Raw genomic sequence first — 20,049 nt, forward strand, 5'->3', positions numbered from 1 at the left:
AAACTCTGATGATGAGTTAGGGCTATTCACCCTTGGATTTATGCTTAGGTCTATTATAAGCTGTGTGCTTTAATTATTGAACTTCATTGAGTTGTTAATATGCACACAAAAGCCATTTATCCAGGCACATTCGATCCTATCACTAATGGCCACGCTGACCTAATTGAAAGAGCCGCGAGAATGTTCTCAACGGTGACAGTGGCTATTGCTGCGAATCCAAGTAAAGAACCTCTTTTTACCTTAGAAGAGCGAGTTGATTTAATAAAGCAAGTTACATCTCACTTGGAAAACGTGAATGTTGTCGGCTTCACTGGGCTTTTGGCAGATTTTGCGGATAGTTTAGATACATCGATTTTAATCCGTGGTTTGCGAGCAGTTTCAGATTTTGAATATGAATTCCAGTTAGCAAACATGAATAGACGGTTAAATCCAAAGTTAGAAAGTGTATTTTTAACACCCGCCGAAGAAAATTCATTTATCTCTTCAACATTAGTCAAAGAAGTGGCTAAACATCGCGGTAAAGTGGATGGCTTTTGTCACCCCGTTGTGCAAAAAGCCTTGACTGAAAAGTTCCACAAAGACGCTTAATAGATTGTAGGCGGATGCGTTAGCCCCGCCGCTCTAACCTTGTCCATTTTTGTCAACAATCCATGGCCTAAAGGCCATGCTACATGAGAAATGTCTGTTGTAGGCGGGTGTTTTAACCCCGTGCAATTGTGCGACCTTCTATGGCCTAAAGGCCATGCTACAACTTAACGCTGGCAGGTGGGGCAATAGAAGGTATTACGTTGCCCGATAACCACTGATTTGAGTGGCGTTTCACAACTCACACATGGTTGTTTAGCGCGACCATAAACCCGTAATTCTTGGGCAAAGTACCCAGGACTACCGTCGGCTTGGGCGAAATCTTTCAAGGTAGTTCCACCTTGTTCAATGGCCTTGGACAAAACGTCTTTAATAATGGGGGTTAACGCAAAATAACGCTTTTTACTGACTTTCCCCGCATGACGCCGCGGATCTATTCCAGCCAAAAATAATGATTCATTTGCATAAATATTTCCCACCCCAACAACAACTTTGTTATCCATGATAAAGCTCTTCACAGGCACCAGCTTTCCCCGTGACATATCAACAAGCCGCTGAGCGTCAAAGTCATCGGTGAGTGGCTCAGGTCCAAGATTACTAAATAATGCATGAGACTCTTGCTGCTTATCTAACCATAAACACGCGCCAAATCGACGGGCATCATTGAGACGTAAACACAATCCATCAGTTAATTGAATATCCACATGATCATGCTTTTGCAAGGGTGTATTAGTAGGAATAACCCGCAACCGCCCTGACATTCCTAAATGCAGAATTATGCTGCCTGCATGAGTATCAATTAACAGGTACTTAGCACGACGGCGAATATTTTCGATTACCAAGCCATGAGTTAAATGCACTTCATCGGGTATCGGCCAACGAAGTTGTTTATGACGAACAACGACTTGGCTAATGGTCTTGCCAATCATATGGGGAGAAATACCTAGGCGGCTCACTTCAACTTCGGGTAACTCAGGCATTAATAAGTCTCTAGTAGCAATGTTGTAATGGGTATATCGCGAATCTCAAATAACTGTTGTTGATGTAACACCAAGGTATTATCACCATCTTCGTAAAGCTGAAATACACGACCACTATTTTCTCCTGCCAACCAAGCAATGGCTATTTTTGGCATTTGTTGCGGAAGATCACCCTCGAAGGGTGTCATTTTTGCAGTTTCCCAATTTTTCGCTATCGCTAACATCTGCGCTTCGGTGATTTTTTCAGATGGCCTAGCTCGCCAACCTTGGCCAATTCGCTCCATGGTCACTATGGGCATTTGCAAAGTCATCAATTTAGAACCGCTTGGAAGCATGCTGGCTTGCAGCTCGCCATCATCCCCACCGGTGAGAATATTATTGGTGGAGTTGAATAAAAAAATCATTAACAACATGCTGATGATAATGACATTGTTCCAAGCTTTTCGTGATAAACGCATTTTTAACCTGAATTGAGGATAAGTAGAATCAATAAAGAATGAATTATAGCGATTATTCAAAAGTTATGAACAAATAGTTAAATAACGCAAAAAACCCGGCATAAACCGGGTTTTTCGGGAGACAAAAACAAGCAGGTTTACTTGATTTTGGCTTCCTTGAACATAACGTGTTGGCGAATTTTAGGATCAAACTTTTTGATCTCCATTTTGCCAGGCATGTTACGTTTATTTTTGTCAGTGGTGTAGTAGTAGCCAGTACCCGCTGAAGAAACTAATTTAATTTTATCACGCATGGTCGGGCTCCTTAAATTTTCTCGCCACGGGCACGAATATCAGTAAGAACTGAATCAATACCTTTTTTATCGATGATACGCATGCCTTTTGGCGTTAGGCGTAATTTAACGAAACGGTTTTCACTTTCAACCCAAAAACGGTGGGTTTGAAGATTTGGCAAAAAGCGACGACGGGTCGCATTTTTCGCGTGAGAGCGGTTGTTTCCTACCGCTGGGCGCTTACCAGTTACTTGACATACTCTGGACATCGTATTTGTCTCCAAAACAACTTTTAACAATTAGCTTCGCTATATTTAAGAAAAGCAATAAATCACACTAAACGCATAGCGGTAGTGACAAGAGGGCGCATTTTATACAGCATATAACCGTCACGATCAAGGCTTTTGTGTGAAAAAGATCTTATCTTTACTCAGTTGCAAGCCAGCTTACAACCCTAGTTACATGGGATATCCGGTGCTTTGCCACTCAATATGGTTTATCCCCGCCTATTGTAACTCGATAGCCAGAACGCGTTTCAGGGAAGTAATCCCAAACCGCAAAATGTTGGGTACATCGATTATCCCATAACGCAATTGAGTGAGGCTGCCAGCTAAAACGCACTTGGAAATTGGGATCTTTTGCCAGTTCAAATAACATTTTAAGAATGCCATCGCTTTCGGTTTTCGATAGACCCACAATTCGAGTAGTGTAAGAAGCGTTGACAAAAATGCCTTTTCTTCCGGTCACCGGATGGGTTCTTACAATTGGATGGCGGCTACATGGATAGGCCGTACCATAATCACCATAGATACTGTGATAGACAGGATTTGCGTCATGTTCGGCTTCGAGTCCACTTAAATAGTCTTGCATGGCTGGAGATAACGAATCGTATGCTGCGTACATCGATGAGAACAGCGTATCGCCACCAATTGATGGCAGAGTATGTAAATACAACATCGAGCCCATAGGAGGCTCTGGGTTGCAACTCAGGTCAGAGTGCCAATTATCGCCTGCCACATATTTGGACTCTTTATCTGCATGTATCGCCACAATATCTTTGTACCCTTCAATGCTTGGTGCTCCTGGATGCACAATAAGATCACCAAAAACTTGCCCGACTTCTCGATGTTGGTCGTGACTCAATGGTTGGTCACGAAAGAAGATAACTTGATGATCCATCAATGCTTGATTTAAATCCGCACGCTGTTGTTCAGATAATGGTTGAGTTAAATCCACATTTCCGATAATCGCCCCAATATTTTTTGTCATTGGCGTGACAGTGATGCTGCTCATGTAATTACCTTTAAGTTGAATACGATTGTGCTTACATACCGTATTGATAGGTTTTGTAATCTGCCACTTGGCTATTTCTAACTGCGCTCAACGCCTTAGCATATTCGGTTAACAAATTAATAGAATGCTGTAATCGACTACGAATATAAATGTCATCTTGGTTTTCAGGTGGATTTGTATCATTCATACAAAGCTTTACGTTGCGCACGATAATATGATCAGGTATCCAACAAATTCTATTATTTTTGTAACTGCTAATGCGCAATTCTGCCACCGGTAAATATCCCCCGACGGAAGCAGATATTGCGACTATCAAACCGGGTTTATTGGCCATTTCTGCGGCGCTACTGAATAAGAAAAAGTTTTTTAAACAACTAGGTACCATTCCATGCCAATCAGGAGTGAGAACAATAAATCCATCGCAACTTTGTAATTCTTTAGCAATGGGTTGCCAGGCTGTTTGTAAACTACCTTGTTTTTCATACCAAAAGCTATCATCGAAATTAGCCAGGGGCTGTTTACCTAAGTCTAATAAAAAAGTGTTCACATCTTGCGAGTTTAACGTTTGTTGAATATATAAACCCACTTTACTGGTTTGCGATTTAACCCGTTGGCTACCGCAGATAATACCTATTTTCATATTTACGTCTTCATTAGCTATGTTTAAGTTAAATTTAAACAAGCCATGCCACAAGTTCTTGATTTTTTACGCCCGATAAATTGTGTTTGCCAAAAGAGTTGCGCTAATTTCGCATTGCATCAGTGCAGTTGCGCACAAGCCTGGTGCATTGGACCATCATCCCCCCGAAATAAAGCAAACCCAAAGACGTCTTTTTACAACTTGTTTGACGGATACGTCCAAGATACGCCGCTATGAAATTTTTATACTAGAGCCAGTTTGGGAAGTAATCAGTTTCTGTTTCAAAGAGACTGTATCGATATTCTCTTCAACAAAAATACTAAACAAGTATAAAAATAGCATTGGGAAATAGCGCATGATGAAAAAAGTATTCGACGAAGAGTTTTTTGCCAGTTTGGCCAGCTCCACATTAGAAGTTGAGCAAGCGGAAACGTTACCTCCAGAATGTTATTCTGATCAAGCATTTTTTGAATTCGAAAAAGAAGCTTTATTTAACCACGAGTGGCTGTGTGTTGGGCGTGAATCGTTGATTCCCAAAGTCGGTGATTTTTTCACTGTCACTCACGTCAACGAACCTTTGATTATATGTAGAGATAGAACCCAAGAAATTCATGCTTTGTCGGCGGTGTGTCAACATAGAGCAATGTTAGTGGCTGAGGGCCACGGTAACGCACAGGCCTTCTTGTGTCCTTATCATCACTGGGGTTATCGTTTAGATGGCACTTTGTCAGGAGCTCCTGCAATGAATAAGACCTGTGACTTTAGTCGTGATGATATTGCATTGCCAAAACTAAAAGTTGAAGTCTGGTTAGGCTTTATTTTTGTTAATTTTGACCTAAATGCAGCGCCATTGGCATCAAGATTAACCGAAGTCACTAAATATCTAAAAAATTACGACTTGGAAAAAGCCGAAGGCCCCAGACCCATGACGCCAGAGAAATACAACTGGAACTGGAAAGTGATGATGGAAAACAATAATGACGGATATCATGCAACCAAACTTCACAAAGGTCCCCTGCACGACTTTATTCCTAGCGAAAAGTCAGTTTTTCCAGAAATGCCTGCAGGTGAAGCAGGTTATGTTAGATTAAATGGAACCAATCACCCTGACGCAGCTTTTAATCCACTGCAAAAAGCGATATTACCAATTTTTCCTAATTTAACTGACGAAGACCGCCACCAAGCGGTGTTTGCCAACTTGCCGCCAACTCTATCTTTGGTGATGACTAGCGACATGATTATTTACTTAATCTTGCATGCAGAATCCGCTGACAGTCATAGTATGACCATTGGCTACTTGGTTGCTCCTGGAGCAATGAAAGATCCTTTGTTTGAAGACAAAATAGATTTTAATATGAAAGCTGCCATGGAAATTACAGAGCAGGACTTGCATGTCGATAGATTAGTACAAGTTGGCTTAACCTCTAGATTCGCTCCCAGAGGCCGCTATTCTTGGCAAGAAAAGGCACAACAACTATTAAATGAATGGTTAGTAGAGCGTTATCAATCTTGTTGGGACAAGTCTAAACAGATCATTCCGATTAAACAGAGTGCTTAATTAATATCGTAATTTCTACAGTACGCAAAAATAAATTTCGTCATATGCCATGCAAATGGTATATGACTTTTTGGTAGGTAAAATCCATGCAAAATCAATCTGATAATCAATCAACGAACACCATGCCATCGATTTTTTTCGGTCATGGCAGTCCAGGTAACATTCTTGAAGACAATGAAGCAACAAGAATGTGGCAACGTCTAGGGCAAGAGTTCCCAGCCCCAAAAGGCATAATATGTATTTCAGCCCATTGGTACACTCAAGGTGTGGGCGTTACTTCGATGCTTAAACCTCGCACGATTCACGACTTTGGGGGCTTTCCACCAGCCATGTATGAAATGCAATATCCAGCCCCAGGATCACCGGAATTAGCTGAAAAGTTGGTCTCCATTTTATCTGAAGAAGGCGCGGCACTGGATGACAGTTGGGGATTTGACCACGGCGCTTGGTGCGTCTTAGCTAAAGTCTACCCCAAAGCCAATATTCCCGTAGTGCAACTCTCGATTAATCGTCAACAAACACCAGAGTTTCATTTTAGAATAGGTCAAAAGCTTGCGCAACTTCGCCAGCAAGGATACTTGATAATGGGAAGTGGCAATATAGTACACAACTTACCAGCCATGGATTGGGGTGGTCGCAATAGAACCTATGCTTGGGCGAAACGTTTTGGTGATGCGATGCGTACTGCGATTGTCGAGAATACCCCCGAAAAAGTAGTGCAGTACACTGCCCTTGGTGCAGATGCCAATGAGTCAGTTCCGAGTCCAGATCACTTTTTGCCGATACTTTATGTATTGGGCGCACGCTTGCCTGACGATAAATTGCGCTTTGAAACTGCTTACGTTGAATACGGCTCATTAGATATGACGACGGTAGTATTTAGCTAAAAGGTTATTTCACACAACTAAGCTGGCGTAAACAGTCAAGTAATAAACCTCCTCAGCCCTTAATCTGGAAAAATACTATTTCCATTAAGACAAACTAAATAATTGAAAGGAGAGTTTATGTCACTGTTGAAAACTGACGATTTGTCAGAACAGGATCGTTGTCAAGCAAGCGCTATGCACACCTTAAAAGCCACAGTGGAAAACTGTCATTGGGGTTACTTTTCTGCAACCGAAGCGCCAGCATTAAAGGTGAAAAGTGGTGATATCATTCAGGCGGAAGCCATAACCCATCATGCTGGCGATGCGCCTGACTTGATGATGGATGATAGTCTCAAAGCCATATGGGACGGCATTCCAGAAGCAGACAGAAACCCTGGTGTCCACCTAATGACAGGACCAATATTTGTCGAAGGTGCTCAACCTGGTGATATCCTAGAGGTTCGTTATTTGTCGATGCGTCCGCGCTTTTCTTATGGTTCAAACTTAGCAGCTAACTGGGGACACTTATATGATGAATTCGAACAAAAAGAACGAGTCACCATTTACCGTTTAGACATGGCGAGTATGCAAGCTCATGGTCACTATGCTTATGACTTTAAGGGAAAATATTTAACGCCTGGAACGATAACTAAGTGTCCTGAATGTGAACGAGAAACGACTTTAAATGGCGTCCGAGTGCCTGTTCGCCCTCACTTAGGCACTGCTGGAGTGGCACCGGATGTCAGTGGCAGAGTGAGCACTATTCCACCTGGTAAACATGGTGGTAACATTGATAACTGGCGGATTGGTGCAGGTTCTACCATGTATTATCCGGTGCAGGTAGAAGGTGGATTATTTTCTATTGGCGACCCCCACGTATCACAAGGTGATGGTGAAATCAGTGGCACTGCAATTGAAGCCTCATTGGATGTCACCATGCAAATCATTGTGCGCAAAGACTTTGTATTCCCTTCCCCGCTGTTAGAAACACCAAATTATTTTGTGGTACATGGCTTTGACGAAGATCTCAATGTCGCTATGAAAAATGCCTCAATCGATATGCTTGAATTGCTTTCAGAACATCGAGGTTTGAGCCGCGACGACGCCTACTCTTTGATGAGTGTTGCCAGTGATTTCGGGGTAACTCAAGTGGTAGATAGTGTACAGGGTGTTCACGTTAAAATACCACGTAGTATCGTAGACACCGGTGAGCCTGATTCAGACTAAAGGCTGTTGAATCCTCACACTGAACGCATACTCTTTGAGCGTGCGTTTTTTATAATCATTCTCATTTCATGCTTTGCTTCACAACTCCCCTGCTGTGGTATGTAACTTGCTTTGCTACCTAACCTTAAAGAAAAAGTTTTCCTAGTAACACCAATCCGTTACGTAAAAATACAAATTGCTATCCGTGCAGTCACGAGAATTTGAAGAGAGAAAATTATGCTTAGTCGAAGTTGGGAATATTCCACCGATGCCCATTCTAAAATTGAACGACTTCCTAGTTGGCAGGGGGCGTTAGAAAAACTCGGTTTATTTTGTGAATATAAGGGCAAGTTAGAGGATTTTTATGCTGTGATGCATAATTTAACCACGCCTAACGGGATTGAATTCACTCGAATTAGTTCGGCATCGCAGAATATTATTGCTAAAAAAGAAAATACCAATAATGGTGTTTGGGTTGCTTTCCCCCTCGAAGGGCGAATGACAATTAGAGAGGGGAATCGGTCTTTTGAGGTTTTACCTGGTGATATTGTATTTGGCGCTATGGGTTCCAAAACCTCACTAACCTTACATTCTGATTTCAGACAATTATTCGTGACCGTACCAAATATCGCATTCAATGCACGTTTAATCGCTCCTCTTCCTTCACACATGCTGCATTTACCGGGGCATTCAGGTCCTGCTCAAACATTAGCCGCGATGCTAGTTTCAGTGGCTAATAATTTGGAAAAAATGACTGAAGATCAGCTACGTCCACTAGAAATGGCTATTCCTGAATTTCTAATCGCAGCGCTATTTCCAGAAGCAGATACCCGCTCTCTCGGCGGTTCGGCTGGAGTAAAAGCCGCTTTATTACATCGAATTTGCCAAAGTATAGAAGTCCGACTATCCAATCCAGATTTGAACTTAAATGAAGTAGCCAGTGAACATAAAGTGTCTCCCCGATACTTGCAGAAATTATTTGAATCGGTAGATCAGAGCTTCAGCCGCTACATTCGAAATCGGCGTTTAGAGCGCTGTAAAGATGACTTCGATAGTCCAGTGCATGCGCAATTATCTATTTCTGAAATTTGTTTCCGCTGGGGATTTAACGATTCAGCTTATTTTAGTCGTTCTTTTCGTGATTACGTAAAAATGTCTCCCAGAGAATATCGTAAACGTTCTAAACAGAAGGCCGCGAAAGAGCATGAATTAAAGCAGAGCAGAGGCCGCCCCATAGGTGTGAGTACCACCGAAAACCGCGAAGACACCGGCAATAAGCCTCAAGTTGATGTGGCGGCAATGGCCAAACAGTCGCAAGCGCTTAAATTAGCCCAAGACAAAGCATCTTCGGTTCATCATTACATTCCAGTCAATAAAGATACTATTCACTGGGGCTTTTTCGACCGTGAACTGACTCCAGTGCTGTATATGAATTCCCATGAAAAGGTAACAATAGAGACCCTCACCCACCACGCCTACGACGACTATGAACGGATGATAAAAGATGATCCCGGTGCCGAGAGTGTTTTTAAATGGACATCTAAACAGAAAAATGTTGATCGCAGAGGTGCAGGTCCCATGGATGCCTCCATTTACGGTCGAGGCGCGGGGGAAGGATTTGGAGTCCACGTTTGTACTGGCCCCATATACATAAATGAAGCCATGCCTGGGGATGTAATCGAGCTACGAATATTAGATATTCATACTCGACACAATCACAGTGACCAGTTCAAAGGCCGCAGTTTTGGCTCTAACGCCGCTACTTTCTGGGGATTTCATTACAATGATTTGCTCACTGAACCTAAGCCTAGAGAAGTGGTTACTATCTACGAAATTGACGAATCAGACAAACCCAGCTGTGCGCACGCTGTGTATAATTATCGTTGGATACCGCAAACAGATCCATTTGGGGTTACCCATGAGCGCATAGATTATCCAGGTGTACCAGTTGACCATAGTAAGACCCAAAAAAACTTCGACATTTTACAAAATGTAGAAATACCTCTTAGGCCACATTTTGGTACTATTGGGTTAGCACCTAATCATGCTGACTTGGTCGATTCTGTTCCACCATCTAATCAAGGTGGCAATTTAGACAATTGGCGTTTAGGCAAAGGCTCCAGAGTATTTTTACCTGTGGCCGTTAAGGGAGGTATACTGTCAGTGGGTGATCCTCATGCGAGTCAAGGAGACTCTGAGCTATGCGGAACGGCGATAGAGTGCTCATTAACGGGAGAATTCCAAGTTATTTTGCACAAACAAGCCGACTTACCCGGACAATATTTTGATATGGACTTCCCGTTAATCGAAACTGACGATGAATGGGTTGTTTTAGGGTTCAGTCACCCTAATTATTTAAAAGAACTGGGCAGCAATGCCCAAAGTGAAATTTATAACCAATCAACAATTGACTTGGCTATGCGAGACGCGTTTAGAAAAGCGCGTCGATTTTTAATGAATTCGCAAAACCTAAGTGAAGATGAAGCTATTTCGTTATTGTCTGTTGCTGTGGACTTTGGCGTGACTCAGGTGGTTGATGGTAATTGGGGAGTGCATGCAGCTATCCCGAAAGGAATATTCACGAATTTGGCTGAAAACACAGATTAGGTTGATAAATTTACCAACGTTAAAAGGATAAAGCGTCGAGTTACACAAATAGTCAAGTACTTAGACGGATAACTACAAAAGTGATGACACGTAAGTTGTTAGTGTAATACCCAGCAGCAAAAACGAAAATAAAAACAGAAGGGTTCACACTATGTTCAAATTGAATAAGCTCTTTAAATCAGTTTCGTTAGCTGTAGTTGCGATGCATGGCGCTAGCACTGAGTTAATGGCACAAGAGTTAACAACACAAAATGAAGAAAATTTAGACTCTATCGAGGTGGTATCAGTAGTCGCAAAAAGAGATATTGCGGGCTTTCTTGAGAATCAACCCAGCGGCTTATTGTTCGGCTTCGAGAAGTCATTACTCGAAACGCCTCGTTCGGCAACATTCGTCAGTGATGAAACATTGAAGGCATTTGGGGTAACTACTGTAGATGATCTTACTGCTGTAGCTCCAGGTACATTTACCGCTTCTTTCTACGGTGTAGAGGGTGCTTTAAATGTGAGGGGAACATTGGCAGAGACCTATTTCCATGGCTTTAAACGCATTGAAAACCGCGGTACTTATCAAACTCCAATCGGCTCAACATCCAGAGTTGATATTCTTCGAGGTCCTCCTACGGCTAATTTTGGTCCAGGTAAAATTGGTGGCTTGCTTAACCTTGAACCGAAAACAGCCAGATTAAGTCAAAGTGGAGGCTACTTGCCAGAAACGGTTGGTGAAGTACAACTGACCCTAGGTTCATACGACAAAAAGAATTTAAGCTTCCAATTTGGTGTACCTGTTAATGTGGGTGACGCAGAAGGCGGCATTTATACCTATGTTGAAATAGAAGATTCAGGTAGTTATTACGACGGTATTGAGCCAGAGCATCAAATGCTGCAAGTAACTGCAGACTTTGAGTTAAGCAATAACTGGACATTAGTTGCTGGCCTAATGGCATATAATGCCGAAGGCTACGTGCAAACTCCTGGATGGAATCGTGTAACCCAAGAATTAATTGATAATGGGACTTATATTACCGGCCGTGATACGGATTTAGTGGATACCAATGGTAATGGTCAAATGGAATGGGCGGAACTATCTGCACAAGATCCTACCTACTTTGCCAAATTGACGTCTTATCCAGACTTTTATTTATATGCTGATGCGAACGTCGCAGCTTTAGATAGCAATGTAGGCACCACACAATTATCTCGTCACAATGTGTATACAAGTGACAGCGACTTTTCTGATACATCAACCTTTACTGGATTTGTCGATCTTATCAAGACCTATGACGATGACAGCCAACTAAAACTGCAACTATTTGCTGATTACTTAGATAATCAACGTTTTGTTAGTTATGGGTTCCCCGCAGATTATTTAGCCAAAACAGCGGAGCTTCGTGTTTCATATATCAGTGCCTTTGGCAGCAGTAGTGACGCAATTCAAGGTTCCTATAACGTAGGTGTAAGCAGCCGTTATTATGATGCGCGTAGAAAAGAATCCTATAATGGTGGTCAAATTGCCATCAACCGCAGAGATATTTCTGTAGGTGCGATGCCAAACGACATTATTGGCTCTCCATTTAACTCTGATTTTTTCTGGGACTTAGATACCCAATCAAAATGGAGCTATAACTCTGCGTTTGCGATGGTCGACTTAACCGCAATGGATATTTGGAATTTGTCATTAAGTGGTCGCTACGATTACTACGACGTCGAGTCTACTGAGAATGGCGATCCTACCTATTCTTACGCGACAGAAACCTACGCTGAAGATACAGACGGTGAGTTTACCTTCAGTGCGATGTTGTTATTAGACCTAGAGTCGGGTATTCGACCTTATATAAGCTACGCAGAATCTTCAGCCATCGAGTTTAGTCAAGCAGGTGACGTATCACCGGACTTGATTGCGAATGGCGAGTGGTTATCTGACGGCGAATTGCTCGAAGGCGGTGTTAAACTCGAATTATTCGAAGGCATTGTCACCGGCTCTATCTCTGGCTATCGACAAGAAAGAACCGAGTTGAGCACTGTCGGGGGAAGCACCGTTAGCCGCACTCGAAGTGAAGGTACTGAATTGGAACTGCGTATTCTAGCCAGTGAAAATTTAAGTTTTAGCATTACCAGTAACAAACAAAAAACCGAATACATTGACGGCTTTGCCGGTTATTACATTGTTAATCCGCGAGATATTGGCTTGAACGATATCGATAACTATGGCATCTCGGTGGCAGCATTGAGCTTTGCTAGCAGCATGTATGCAGCAACGGGTAGCGACTACTACTTAGGAGAGTTAGAAGATACGCGCATACCGGATGCAGTCACTAGTATCTATGCGACTTATGCCAGTGAAGCAGGAGTTTTTGACAGTATTGGTTCAACTTGGGGGGTACGATACGTATCAGAATCCTCCGGCTTGGTAGAAAATTCTGTTAAGTATCCAAGCTATTTGACTGTGCAGGGTTCGTTCTTCGCTCACTATGGTGATTGGTCGTTGATGTTGAATATAGACAATGTATTTGACGAAACCTACTTTACATCACTACAGGATTTATACGGAGACGTGGCCGTATTACCTGGTAAGGGACGTGAATGGCGAGCAACAGTCAATTACGCTTTTTAAATAGAAATATCTGTGTGCAGCTGAAAAATTGTTGTATTCACACTGCACACTTTGAGGATCATTATGGGTAAGTTAAGCGCTGACAAACAAGCATGGTTTGTTTTATGCACCTTCAGTTTAAGCTTTTTTGTCGTCACCGCCGCAACCTTTACTTCACTGGGCGTTATTCTACCAGCAATGGTCACTGAGTTAGGTTGGGATTGGACCACAGCAGGCCTAGGATTTACTTTTCTGGGCGTGGCTTGCGGGCTAAGTGGGTACTTACCTACAGTGACAATTAGAAGATGGGGTGTTGCCACTACGCTGATTATTGGTCTATTGCTATTGGCGGTTGGTTTTGTTGTTTTGTTTTTAACAACGGAACCTATAACTTACTTTTTAGGATGCATTCTCACTGGCACTGGATATACCTTTGTAGGTTCAGTACCAGGTACTTATATCATCACTCACTTTTTCAAAAGACGTTCAACGGCCTTCGGTTTTTATTATACCGTAGGCGGTCTAGGTGGCGTGGTTGGACCCATTGTTGTTTGGATGGCAACCAATGTGCTAGGAAACTGGCGGCTGCATTGGCTGGTTATGCTGGCAGCAATTGTAATCTCAGTAGGGCTAATGCTGCTATCGCTGTTATTCACGGACGCCAATCGATTAAGAACACCTCCTAAACAAGAAAAAGTGGATACCGAAAAACAACGGGTTTACGAAACCGAACAAACTTGGACATTTAAACAAGCGGTTCGCACCCCTCAATACATTTTACTACTCGTAGCGTATTCCACAGTGTTATTTGTGGGAATTACAGTCAACAGCTTCTCGGTAGCACATATGACTGAAGTGGGAATCACTTTCGCTTTAGCCAGTACTTTGTTGTCCGCAGAAGCTTTCTGTAATGCTATTTCCCGTGTCGTTGGCGGCTTTATCGGTGAGTTTTTTGATCCAAAAGTAATGCTTCAAGTTGCACTACTTCTATTGGCCGGCGGAATGTTTGCCTTAAGTTTTGGTCAAACATTAGTGACCTTAGGTTTCTTCGCCTTTGCCATAGGTTTTGGATTTGGTCTTACCTTCCTATCCTGCACAGTTTTACTTGTAAGATACTTTGGAACCGGACCTTATTTACCTCTATTTTCATTAATGAACATTGGTGCAACTATCGCATCTGCAGCACCAATAATTAGTGGTCGTATGCGCGATGTATCAGGTACCTTTGTACCGCCTTTCGTAATGATTGGTATATTGCCCATGCTGGTTTTAGTTGGCATTGCATTCATGCGTCCGCCAAGACTAAATCAGAAAAAAGTAACCGAAACGCCCCCATCTGACCCATCAATTAATAATATGCTTGCCGCTAAAGTAGCCAGCAAATAGTTGTTATTCAGGAGTTTATAATATGACGACCAACACTAAAGAATTTGGCGTGTTTTTACCGATCGCAAATGGCGGTTGGATTGTTTCAGAAAACACCCCCACACTCGATGCTTCATATCAGCAAAATAAAACTGCCGCAGTGATTGCTGACAGTTACAAAATGGATTTCATTATGTCGATGGCAAAGTGGCGTGGTTATGGCGGTAAAACTGAGCATTGGGGAACGTCATTAGAATCAATCACCATGATGGCTGGGTTAGCGGAAGCGACTAATCACGCCAAAATTATTGCCACTGTGCATACTTTAATGATGAATCCTGGAGCGGTAGCCAAAATGATGAGCACCCTCGACCAGATTTCCGGTGGCCGTGCCGGTTTAAATATTGTTTCAGGTTCTTTCAGAGATGAGCTTAACCAAATGGGCGCGTGGCGTGATGATATCGACCATGACGAACGTTATGTTTATGCCCAAGAGTGGAGTGACTTAGTTCATAAACTCTGGCAAGAAGATCATGTGGATTACGATGGTAAATACTTCAAGTTTGAAGATTGTGTGTCACAGCCTAAACCCCAAAACAAACCATTCACGGTTTGTGCAGGCCAATCAGAACGCGGTTTGCGCTTTTCAGTAAAAAATACTGATGCATGTTTCGTGGGCGGAAAGGACGATGAAGAAACCTTAAAAATTACTCGTATGGCACGCAAGATTGCCGATGAGCTTGATACGCCAGTGAAATGTTTTTGTATGGCAACGCTTATCATTGAGGACACTGAAGAAGAAGCTCAAGCCAAAGCTGACTATTATCGCGAGGGTAAAGATCTAGGCGCAATTGAAGGCATGATGCGTTCTTACGGAATTGACCCAGCTTTAAAAGATAACGCCATGGTAATTCGTGCTCAAGGTGCATTTATGAGTCGCGAGATCGTAGGCACTGTAGAGTCAGTGAAAAAGCAGCTTATCGAAATGATTGATAACACTGAAATGGACGGTGTCATGGTGATTTTTGATGATTACGAAAAAGGGCTGCACAAATTTGGCAAAGATATTTTACCCGCGGTAAGAGCCCATTATGGCTGATTCTGATTTAACAGAGCTTCAGCCTGATTGGATAGCACCTGCTCGAACCGCGTTGTGCATCGTCGATGTGCAAAACGACTTCGCCAGTCCAGACGGCCTTTTAGGCCAGTTTGGACTGGACATGAGTGTGCTGCAACCCGCTATTGAAAATATCAAAAAGCTAGTTGCCAGTGCTCGTTCAAAGGGTATCGCGGTTATCTTTGTTGGCTTAAAAACCACTGAACAAGATGACTCTCCTGCTTGGCAAGAATGGATGACCAGACAAGGCAGAGATGCTAAAGCAGAAAGCGCAATCTGCCGTGCAGATACCTCAGGTATGGATTTTTATGGTATTCAGCCTCAAGACGGTGATGTGGTAATTTATAAAACACGTTATAGCGCTTTTTTTAATACCCAACTGGATGAGGTGTTAACACAAAAGCAGTTAGATACGTTGGTGTTTTGTGGCGTTACTACTGAATGTTGTGTTGAGTCTAGCGTTCGAGATGCTTTTCACCATGATTACCATGCCATTGTTGTGACTGATGGTTGCGGCGCATACGAACCAGAGTTGCACGACGCTAGCCTGCGAGCGATGGCGATAAACTTCGCTTTACTAAGCGATACCCAATCTATTCTTAAACGTTGGGAGGCAGCATGACCAGCCCATTGTACCCATCTGATACACAAGTAAATTACTCTGTTACAGATGAAGATGTTGCAGCAATTAAAGCCGCCATCGACATCCAAGAAATAACTGAACTGGCGCTAACCCTTGGTAATATTCCTAGCCAATCTGGCTATGAAGCAGAATCGGGTAAATTTGTGTTTGACTGGTTACAAACAAATGGTTTCAAAGCCCGTCAATGTGGCGCGACACCAGAGCGCCAAAACATCATCGGTGAATATGGCGGTAAAGGTGTTGGTAAAAATTTGTTGTTTACCGCCCATCTTGATACCGAAAGCCCCAGCGATGACCCGCATATAAATCAACATAAATTTTCACAAAAAACCTTAGATAATCCCGAATGGAACAAGTGTTGGTTGGAAGATGGTAAATTTCACGGCTTTCCTATTAGTAATGATCGCGGCCCTATGAGTTGTTTTTTAATTGCCGCTAAAGCATTAAAACAAGCCGGTTTCGAATTAGCGGGTAAGTTATATTTAACGGCTTGCCCGGGAGAAATTGGTCCTGAGCCAATGGAACACTGGCAGGGCGTGGACTATATGGGCAAAGATATAGGTGCACACTACCTATTTCATCATGGAGGCGTAATAGCAGATTATGCCATCGCTGCAGAAGGTTGTGACTGGGGCGTTACATGGCAAGGAAATGGTTATGCGTTGTATCGTATTCAGTTGTTCGGCGAGGGGGTATTTACACCAATATTGGAAGCTCCTGTAGAAACGAACAAACATCCAAATCCGATATACAAATTAGGCGCTGTGATTGATGCCTTACATGGCTGGTCACAACAATATGAAGCTGAAAATAAATATGTGACTACAGGTGGAGTGTCTGTCCCTAAAGTACAAATTGATTCTATTAAAGCCGGTTCGCCATTGACCTTTGGTGCCGGTACAGATGTTTGCTCAGTGTATATCGAAGTGGGCCTTACCGCTCAACAAACAGCGGCGCAACCATACCACCAGCTAAAGCAACTAATGGCATCTTTAGATGTTGATGATTACGACATAGAACCAATGGTTGTTAGAAATGGTTTCGAGGCAGATGCGCAAGCCGTAGCGCCATTAGTCAAGTCGCTGTGCGACGCCACTAAGGCAACCAAAAATGAACCAATTGAACTTGCCCATCCCGCTTATTCAAGCATGTGGCGTGACCACAATGTATTTAATATGCAGCGGATTCCGGCCGTAACTTCCGGTATGCCCAGATGGCGCGCCACTCCACAAGATTTAGTAGACAGTGCATTAATTTATGCATTAACTGCTTTGTCGGTGTGTGGCAAACGTGAATCTTAAAATGAGTGAGCCAAATTATGAATAAGTCATTAGCTAAAACGTCAAAAGAATTAACCATAGAGCATTTAAAGGGCGACTTTGGTGCGCAAATAGTCGATGTAGACTTACCATCAGCAGACCAAGAAACCTTGACCAAAGTAGTCGCGGCGTTTCATCAACATGGCGCAATTTTATTACGCAATCAAACAATGGAGCCCGATGACCTAATGCGTTTTATTAACGCTTTTGGTGAGCCGGAGCTGCATACTCAAACCAAATTTTGTTTACCTAACTATCCGCATATTTTTAAAATTTCTAATATGCTTGACAAAAATGGTGAACCCATTGGCGCACATAACGACGGTTTAGGCTGGCACACTGATTATTCTTACAAAGAAGAACCGGTAATGTGCACTATGCTCTACGCGGTTACCGTTCCTGATGAAGGGGGCGACACCCTGTTAGCTGACCAAGTGGCTGCCTATGAAGATTTACCAGAAGAGCAAAAAGCACGATTAGATCCGTTAAAAATTCATCATTCATTGGTGCATTTTATTCAAAATCGTGAATTCAATAGCTATGAAATTACCGATGAATTGCGTCGCGAAAACCCTGATGTCATTCATCCAATGATCCGCGTCCACCCCGCCGATGGCCGTAAGGCATTGTGGGTTAGTACAGGTACGGTAAAGCATATTCTAGGCATGGAAGATGACGAAGCCATGGCTTTGGTCGATGAGCTAGTTGAATACATTACCCAACCTAAGTATGTGTATGCCCACAAGTGGCAGAAAGGCGACGTGTTAATGTGGGACAACCGTTGCACATTGCATACAGGCACCGTTTACGATGATAAAAAATATCAACGTATGGCACATCGATTATGGGTCAAAGGTGAAAAACCGATTTCAGTAGGTGACCTGTAGACTGGTATTTATGCCAGTGCAAATTAAATGGATTTCAGGGGCTAGAGCCCCTGCGACACAACACCTGTAGACTGGCATTTATGCCAGTGGAAATTAAATGGATTTCAGGGGCTAGAACCCCTGCTACACAACACCTGTTGACTGGCATTTATGTCAGTGGAAATTAAACGGATTTCAAGGGCTAGAGCCCCTGCTACACAAAACCTGTAGACTGGTATTTATGCCAGTGCAAATTAAACGGATTTCAGGGACTAGAACCCCTGCTACACAACACCTGTAGACTGGCATTTATGTCAGTGGAAATTAAACGGATTTCAGGGGCTAAAGCCCCTGTTACAATTATTCTTGGGTAAAATGAGCAGGTATCTGAGGTGCATCACCACCTTTTACCCACAATATAATTTCATTACCCCAAGGATCTTGAAAGGCTGCGTTAATACCATTAAATTCAGCCCAAAAATGATCCTTCCATAAAATACTTGCACCTCGAGACTCTGCACGGGCTAAAATGTCGTCAATATTGTCATCATCACTGACTAAAATCCAAACTCTAGGCTTACGCCCTTCGGTGGATATAGAGCGGGGCTCAACGCCATCAGGACTGGGATGAGGACGGGCATTTTCAGCTTTATGTATGCCAAGGTGAAAGTTTCCAATCGTGGTTTCATTGCCTTCACTGTCGTGCATAACACCACCGGGAACCATGCGATGATAAACCCCCATTGGACGAGGGTCATTTTCCCAACCAAACACCTCGGCGTAAAACTCACCAGCAGCAGCGGGATCATCAGCGCTGAGATCAACAAAAATAAGGGTATTGGGGTAAGTCATTATACTATCCTGTGTTTTACATGAATTTACACCTATGATGAATTATTCCTTTACCAATACTTTCATTCATATGCCTTTTTAATTGATTTTATGCATCTGATTGCCTTATACCAATCCCCGTTCAGCAAAAGACACGCAGTCACCATCGCCGACAATAATATGATCCAGTACAGTGACATCAATCAACTCTAAGGCGTGTTTGATACGTTGAGTAATATGTTGATCTGCTTGACTAGGCTCTGCGATGCCCGACGGGTGGTTGTGACTTAATATAATTGCCGCTGCATTACACTCTAAGGCTTGTTGAACAATGACTCGAGGGTAAACACTTGCTGCGTTAATCGTCCCAAAAAACAGTTTTTTGAAGGTAATAAGACGATGTTGGCTGTCGAGCATTAATACCGCAAAGACCTCGTTAGGTTCGTCACGTAGTTGACTCAGCAGATACTGTTTAGTGCGATTGGCGCTATCAAATGTGTGTGTTCGCGTGAGTGATTGAGCAAAATAGCGTTTCGACATTTCCAAAGTCGCTTGTAACTGCACATATTTCACTTCGCCCAAACCTTTACCCAAGCAAAATTGGCTTTTACTGGCATTCAGTAAACTGCGCAAAGAGCCAAACTGAGTGAGTAATTCACGAGCTAAATCAACAGCACTGCTTCCTTGTACTCCAGTTCTCAAAAAAATAGCGAGAAGTTCTGCGTCTGAAAGAGCTTCACTGCCCATGGATAGGAGCTTTTCTCTTGGCCGCTCCATTTTTGGCCATTCTGATAGTTTCATGCATCCGTGCCTGAATTAGGGTTAAAATTACTAGCAATTAGTCGTATATCAC

At 42.8% G+C, this 20,049-nt stretch carries 19 protein-coding genes; 11 read left to right on the forward strand and 8 right to left on the reverse strand.

The genetic code is table 11. The annotated features are described in order from the left end of the window. Window positions 1-99: 99 nt before the first annotated feature. The gene (gene coaD / locus KO530_RS15550; RefSeq protein WP_216049363.1) at window positions 100-588 is read left to right on the forward strand and encodes a pantetheine-phosphate adenylyltransferase; all 489 of its coding nucleotides are present in this window, start codon (window positions 100-102) and stop codon (window positions 586-588) included. Window positions 589-752: 164 nt separating this feature from the next. Here the strand turns inward: coaD and mutM are convergent, their stop codons facing one another. The 6 genes from mutM to KO530_RS15580 all read right to left on the reverse strand — a co-directional run bounded on the left by mutM (window position 753) and on the right by KO530_RS15580 (window position 4,228). Further along, window positions 753-1,565 (reverse strand): bifunctional DNA-formamidopyrimidine glycosylase/DNA-(apurinic or apyrimidinic site) lyase, encoded by an 813-nt coding sequence (gene mutM / locus KO530_RS15555; RefSeq protein ID WP_216049364.1) that lies wholly within the window; start codon window positions 1,563-1,565, stop codon window positions 753-755. Next, window positions 1,565-2,023, reverse strand: coding sequence for a hypothetical protein (locus KO530_RS15560; protein ID WP_216049365.1), 459 nt, complete (start codon window positions 2,021-2,023; stop codon window positions 1,565-1,567). The genes mutM and KO530_RS15560 overlap by 1 nt, the downstream gene beginning before the upstream one ends. Before the next feature lie 137 nt (window positions 2,024-2,160). Continuing rightward, window positions 2,161-2,316 carry a 50S ribosomal protein L33 gene (gene rpmG, locus KO530_RS15565; RefSeq protein ID WP_216049366.1) on the reverse strand — a complete coding sequence of 52 codons (156 nt, stop codon included), beginning with the start codon at window positions 2,314-2,316 and terminating at the stop codon, window positions 2,161-2,163. Window positions 2,317-2,327: 11 nt separating this feature from the next. Continuing rightward, window positions 2,328-2,564 (reverse strand): 50S ribosomal protein L28, encoded by a 237-nt coding sequence (rpmB, locus tag KO530_RS15570; RefSeq protein ID WP_008845260.1) that lies wholly within the window; start codon window positions 2,562-2,564, stop codon window positions 2,328-2,330. A gap of 217 nt (window positions 2,565-2,781) precedes the next feature. Then, window positions 2,782-3,588, reverse strand: a complete 807-nt coding sequence (locus KO530_RS15575) for a TauD/TfdA dioxygenase family protein (protein ID WP_216049367.1) — start codon at window positions 3,586-3,588, stop codon at window positions 2,782-2,784. A 31-nt stretch (window positions 3,589-3,619) separates the two neighbouring features. Next, window positions 3,620-4,228, reverse strand: coding sequence for an NAD(P)H-dependent oxidoreductase (locus KO530_RS15580; protein ID WP_216049368.1), 609 nt, complete (start codon window positions 4,226-4,228; stop codon window positions 3,620-3,622). Window positions 4,229-4,583: 355 nt separating this feature from the next. Between KO530_RS15580 and KO530_RS15585 the strand changes: the two genes are divergently transcribed. From KO530_RS15585 to KO530_RS15630, 10 genes are all read left to right on the forward strand, one after another. Further along, window positions 4,584-5,786, forward strand: a complete 1,203-nt coding sequence (locus tag KO530_RS15585) for an aromatic ring-hydroxylating oxygenase subunit alpha (RefSeq protein WP_216049369.1) — start codon at window positions 4,584-4,586, stop codon at window positions 5,784-5,786. 86 nt (window positions 5,787-5,872) lie between these two features. Next, window positions 5,873-6,673 carry a 4,5-DOPA dioxygenase extradiol gene (gene ygiD / locus KO530_RS15590; protein WP_216049370.1) on the forward strand — a complete coding sequence of 267 codons (801 nt, stop codon included), beginning with the start codon at window positions 5,873-5,875 and terminating at the stop codon, window positions 6,671-6,673. 117 nt (window positions 6,674-6,790) lie between these two features. After that, complete coding sequence (locus KO530_RS15595; protein WP_216049371.1) at window positions 6,791-7,879, forward strand: acetamidase/formamidase family protein; 1,089 nt, start codon at window positions 6,791-6,793, stop codon at window positions 7,877-7,879. Window positions 7,880-8,095: 216 nt separating this feature from the next. Next, window positions 8,096-10,465 carry an acetamidase/formamidase family protein gene (locus KO530_RS15600; protein ID WP_216049372.1) on the forward strand — a complete coding sequence of 790 codons (2,370 nt, stop codon included), beginning with the start codon at window positions 8,096-8,098 and terminating at the stop codon, window positions 10,463-10,465. A 151-nt stretch (window positions 10,466-10,616) separates the two neighbouring features. Continuing rightward, window positions 10,617-13,076 carry a TonB-dependent siderophore receptor gene (locus tag KO530_RS15605; RefSeq protein ID WP_216049373.1) on the forward strand — a complete coding sequence of 820 codons (2,460 nt, stop codon included), beginning with the start codon at window positions 10,617-10,619 and terminating at the stop codon, window positions 13,074-13,076. Between the two features lie 63 nt (window positions 13,077-13,139). After that, entirely contained in the window at window positions 13,140-14,441 is a 1,302-nt protein-coding gene (locus KO530_RS15610; RefSeq protein ID WP_216049374.1) for an MFS transporter, read from the forward strand. Window positions 14,442-14,463: 22 nt separating this feature from the next. Then, window positions 14,464-15,519, forward strand: coding sequence for an LLM class flavin-dependent oxidoreductase (locus tag KO530_RS15615; protein WP_216049375.1), 1,056 nt, complete (start codon window positions 14,464-14,466; stop codon window positions 15,517-15,519). Beyond that, window positions 15,512-16,159 (forward strand): cysteine hydrolase family protein, encoded by a 648-nt coding sequence (locus tag KO530_RS15620; RefSeq protein ID WP_216049376.1) that lies wholly within the window; start codon window positions 15,512-15,514, stop codon window positions 16,157-16,159. Before KO530_RS15615 ends, KO530_RS15620 begins: the two co-directional genes overlap by 8 nt. After that, window positions 16,156-17,481: a hypothetical protein gene (locus KO530_RS15625; protein WP_216049377.1), complete on the forward strand. Its 1,326-nt coding sequence runs from the start codon at window positions 16,156-16,158 to the stop codon at window positions 17,479-17,481. Before KO530_RS15620 ends, KO530_RS15625 begins: the two co-directional genes overlap by 4 nt. 17 nt (window positions 17,482-17,498) lie before the next feature. Then, on the forward strand, window positions 17,499-18,386 hold the full coding sequence (locus tag KO530_RS15630) for a TauD/TfdA dioxygenase family protein (RefSeq protein WP_216049378.1): 888 nt from the start codon (window positions 17,499-17,501) through the stop codon (window positions 18,384-18,386). A gap of 339 nt (window positions 18,387-18,725) precedes the next feature. On the opposite strand, the gene KO530_RS15635 is transcribed toward KO530_RS15630, so the two are convergent. Together KO530_RS15635 and radC are read right to left on the reverse strand one after the other, a co-directional pair. Further along, entirely contained in the window at window positions 18,726-19,217 is a 492-nt protein-coding gene (locus KO530_RS15635) for a VOC family protein (protein ID WP_216049379.1), read from the reverse strand. A gap of 105 nt (window positions 19,218-19,322) precedes the next feature. Next, window positions 19,323-19,997, reverse strand: coding sequence for a RadC family protein (gene radC / locus KO530_RS15640; protein ID WP_216049380.1), 675 nt, complete (start codon window positions 19,995-19,997; stop codon window positions 19,323-19,325). Between the last annotated feature and the right edge of the window lie 52 nt (window positions 19,998-20,049).

The sequence above is a fragment of the Aliiglaciecola lipolytica genome, assembly GCF_018860635.1.
GTDB classification, from domain to species: Bacteria; Pseudomonadota; Gammaproteobacteria; order Enterobacterales; family Alteromonadaceae; genus Aliiglaciecola; species Aliiglaciecola lipolytica_A.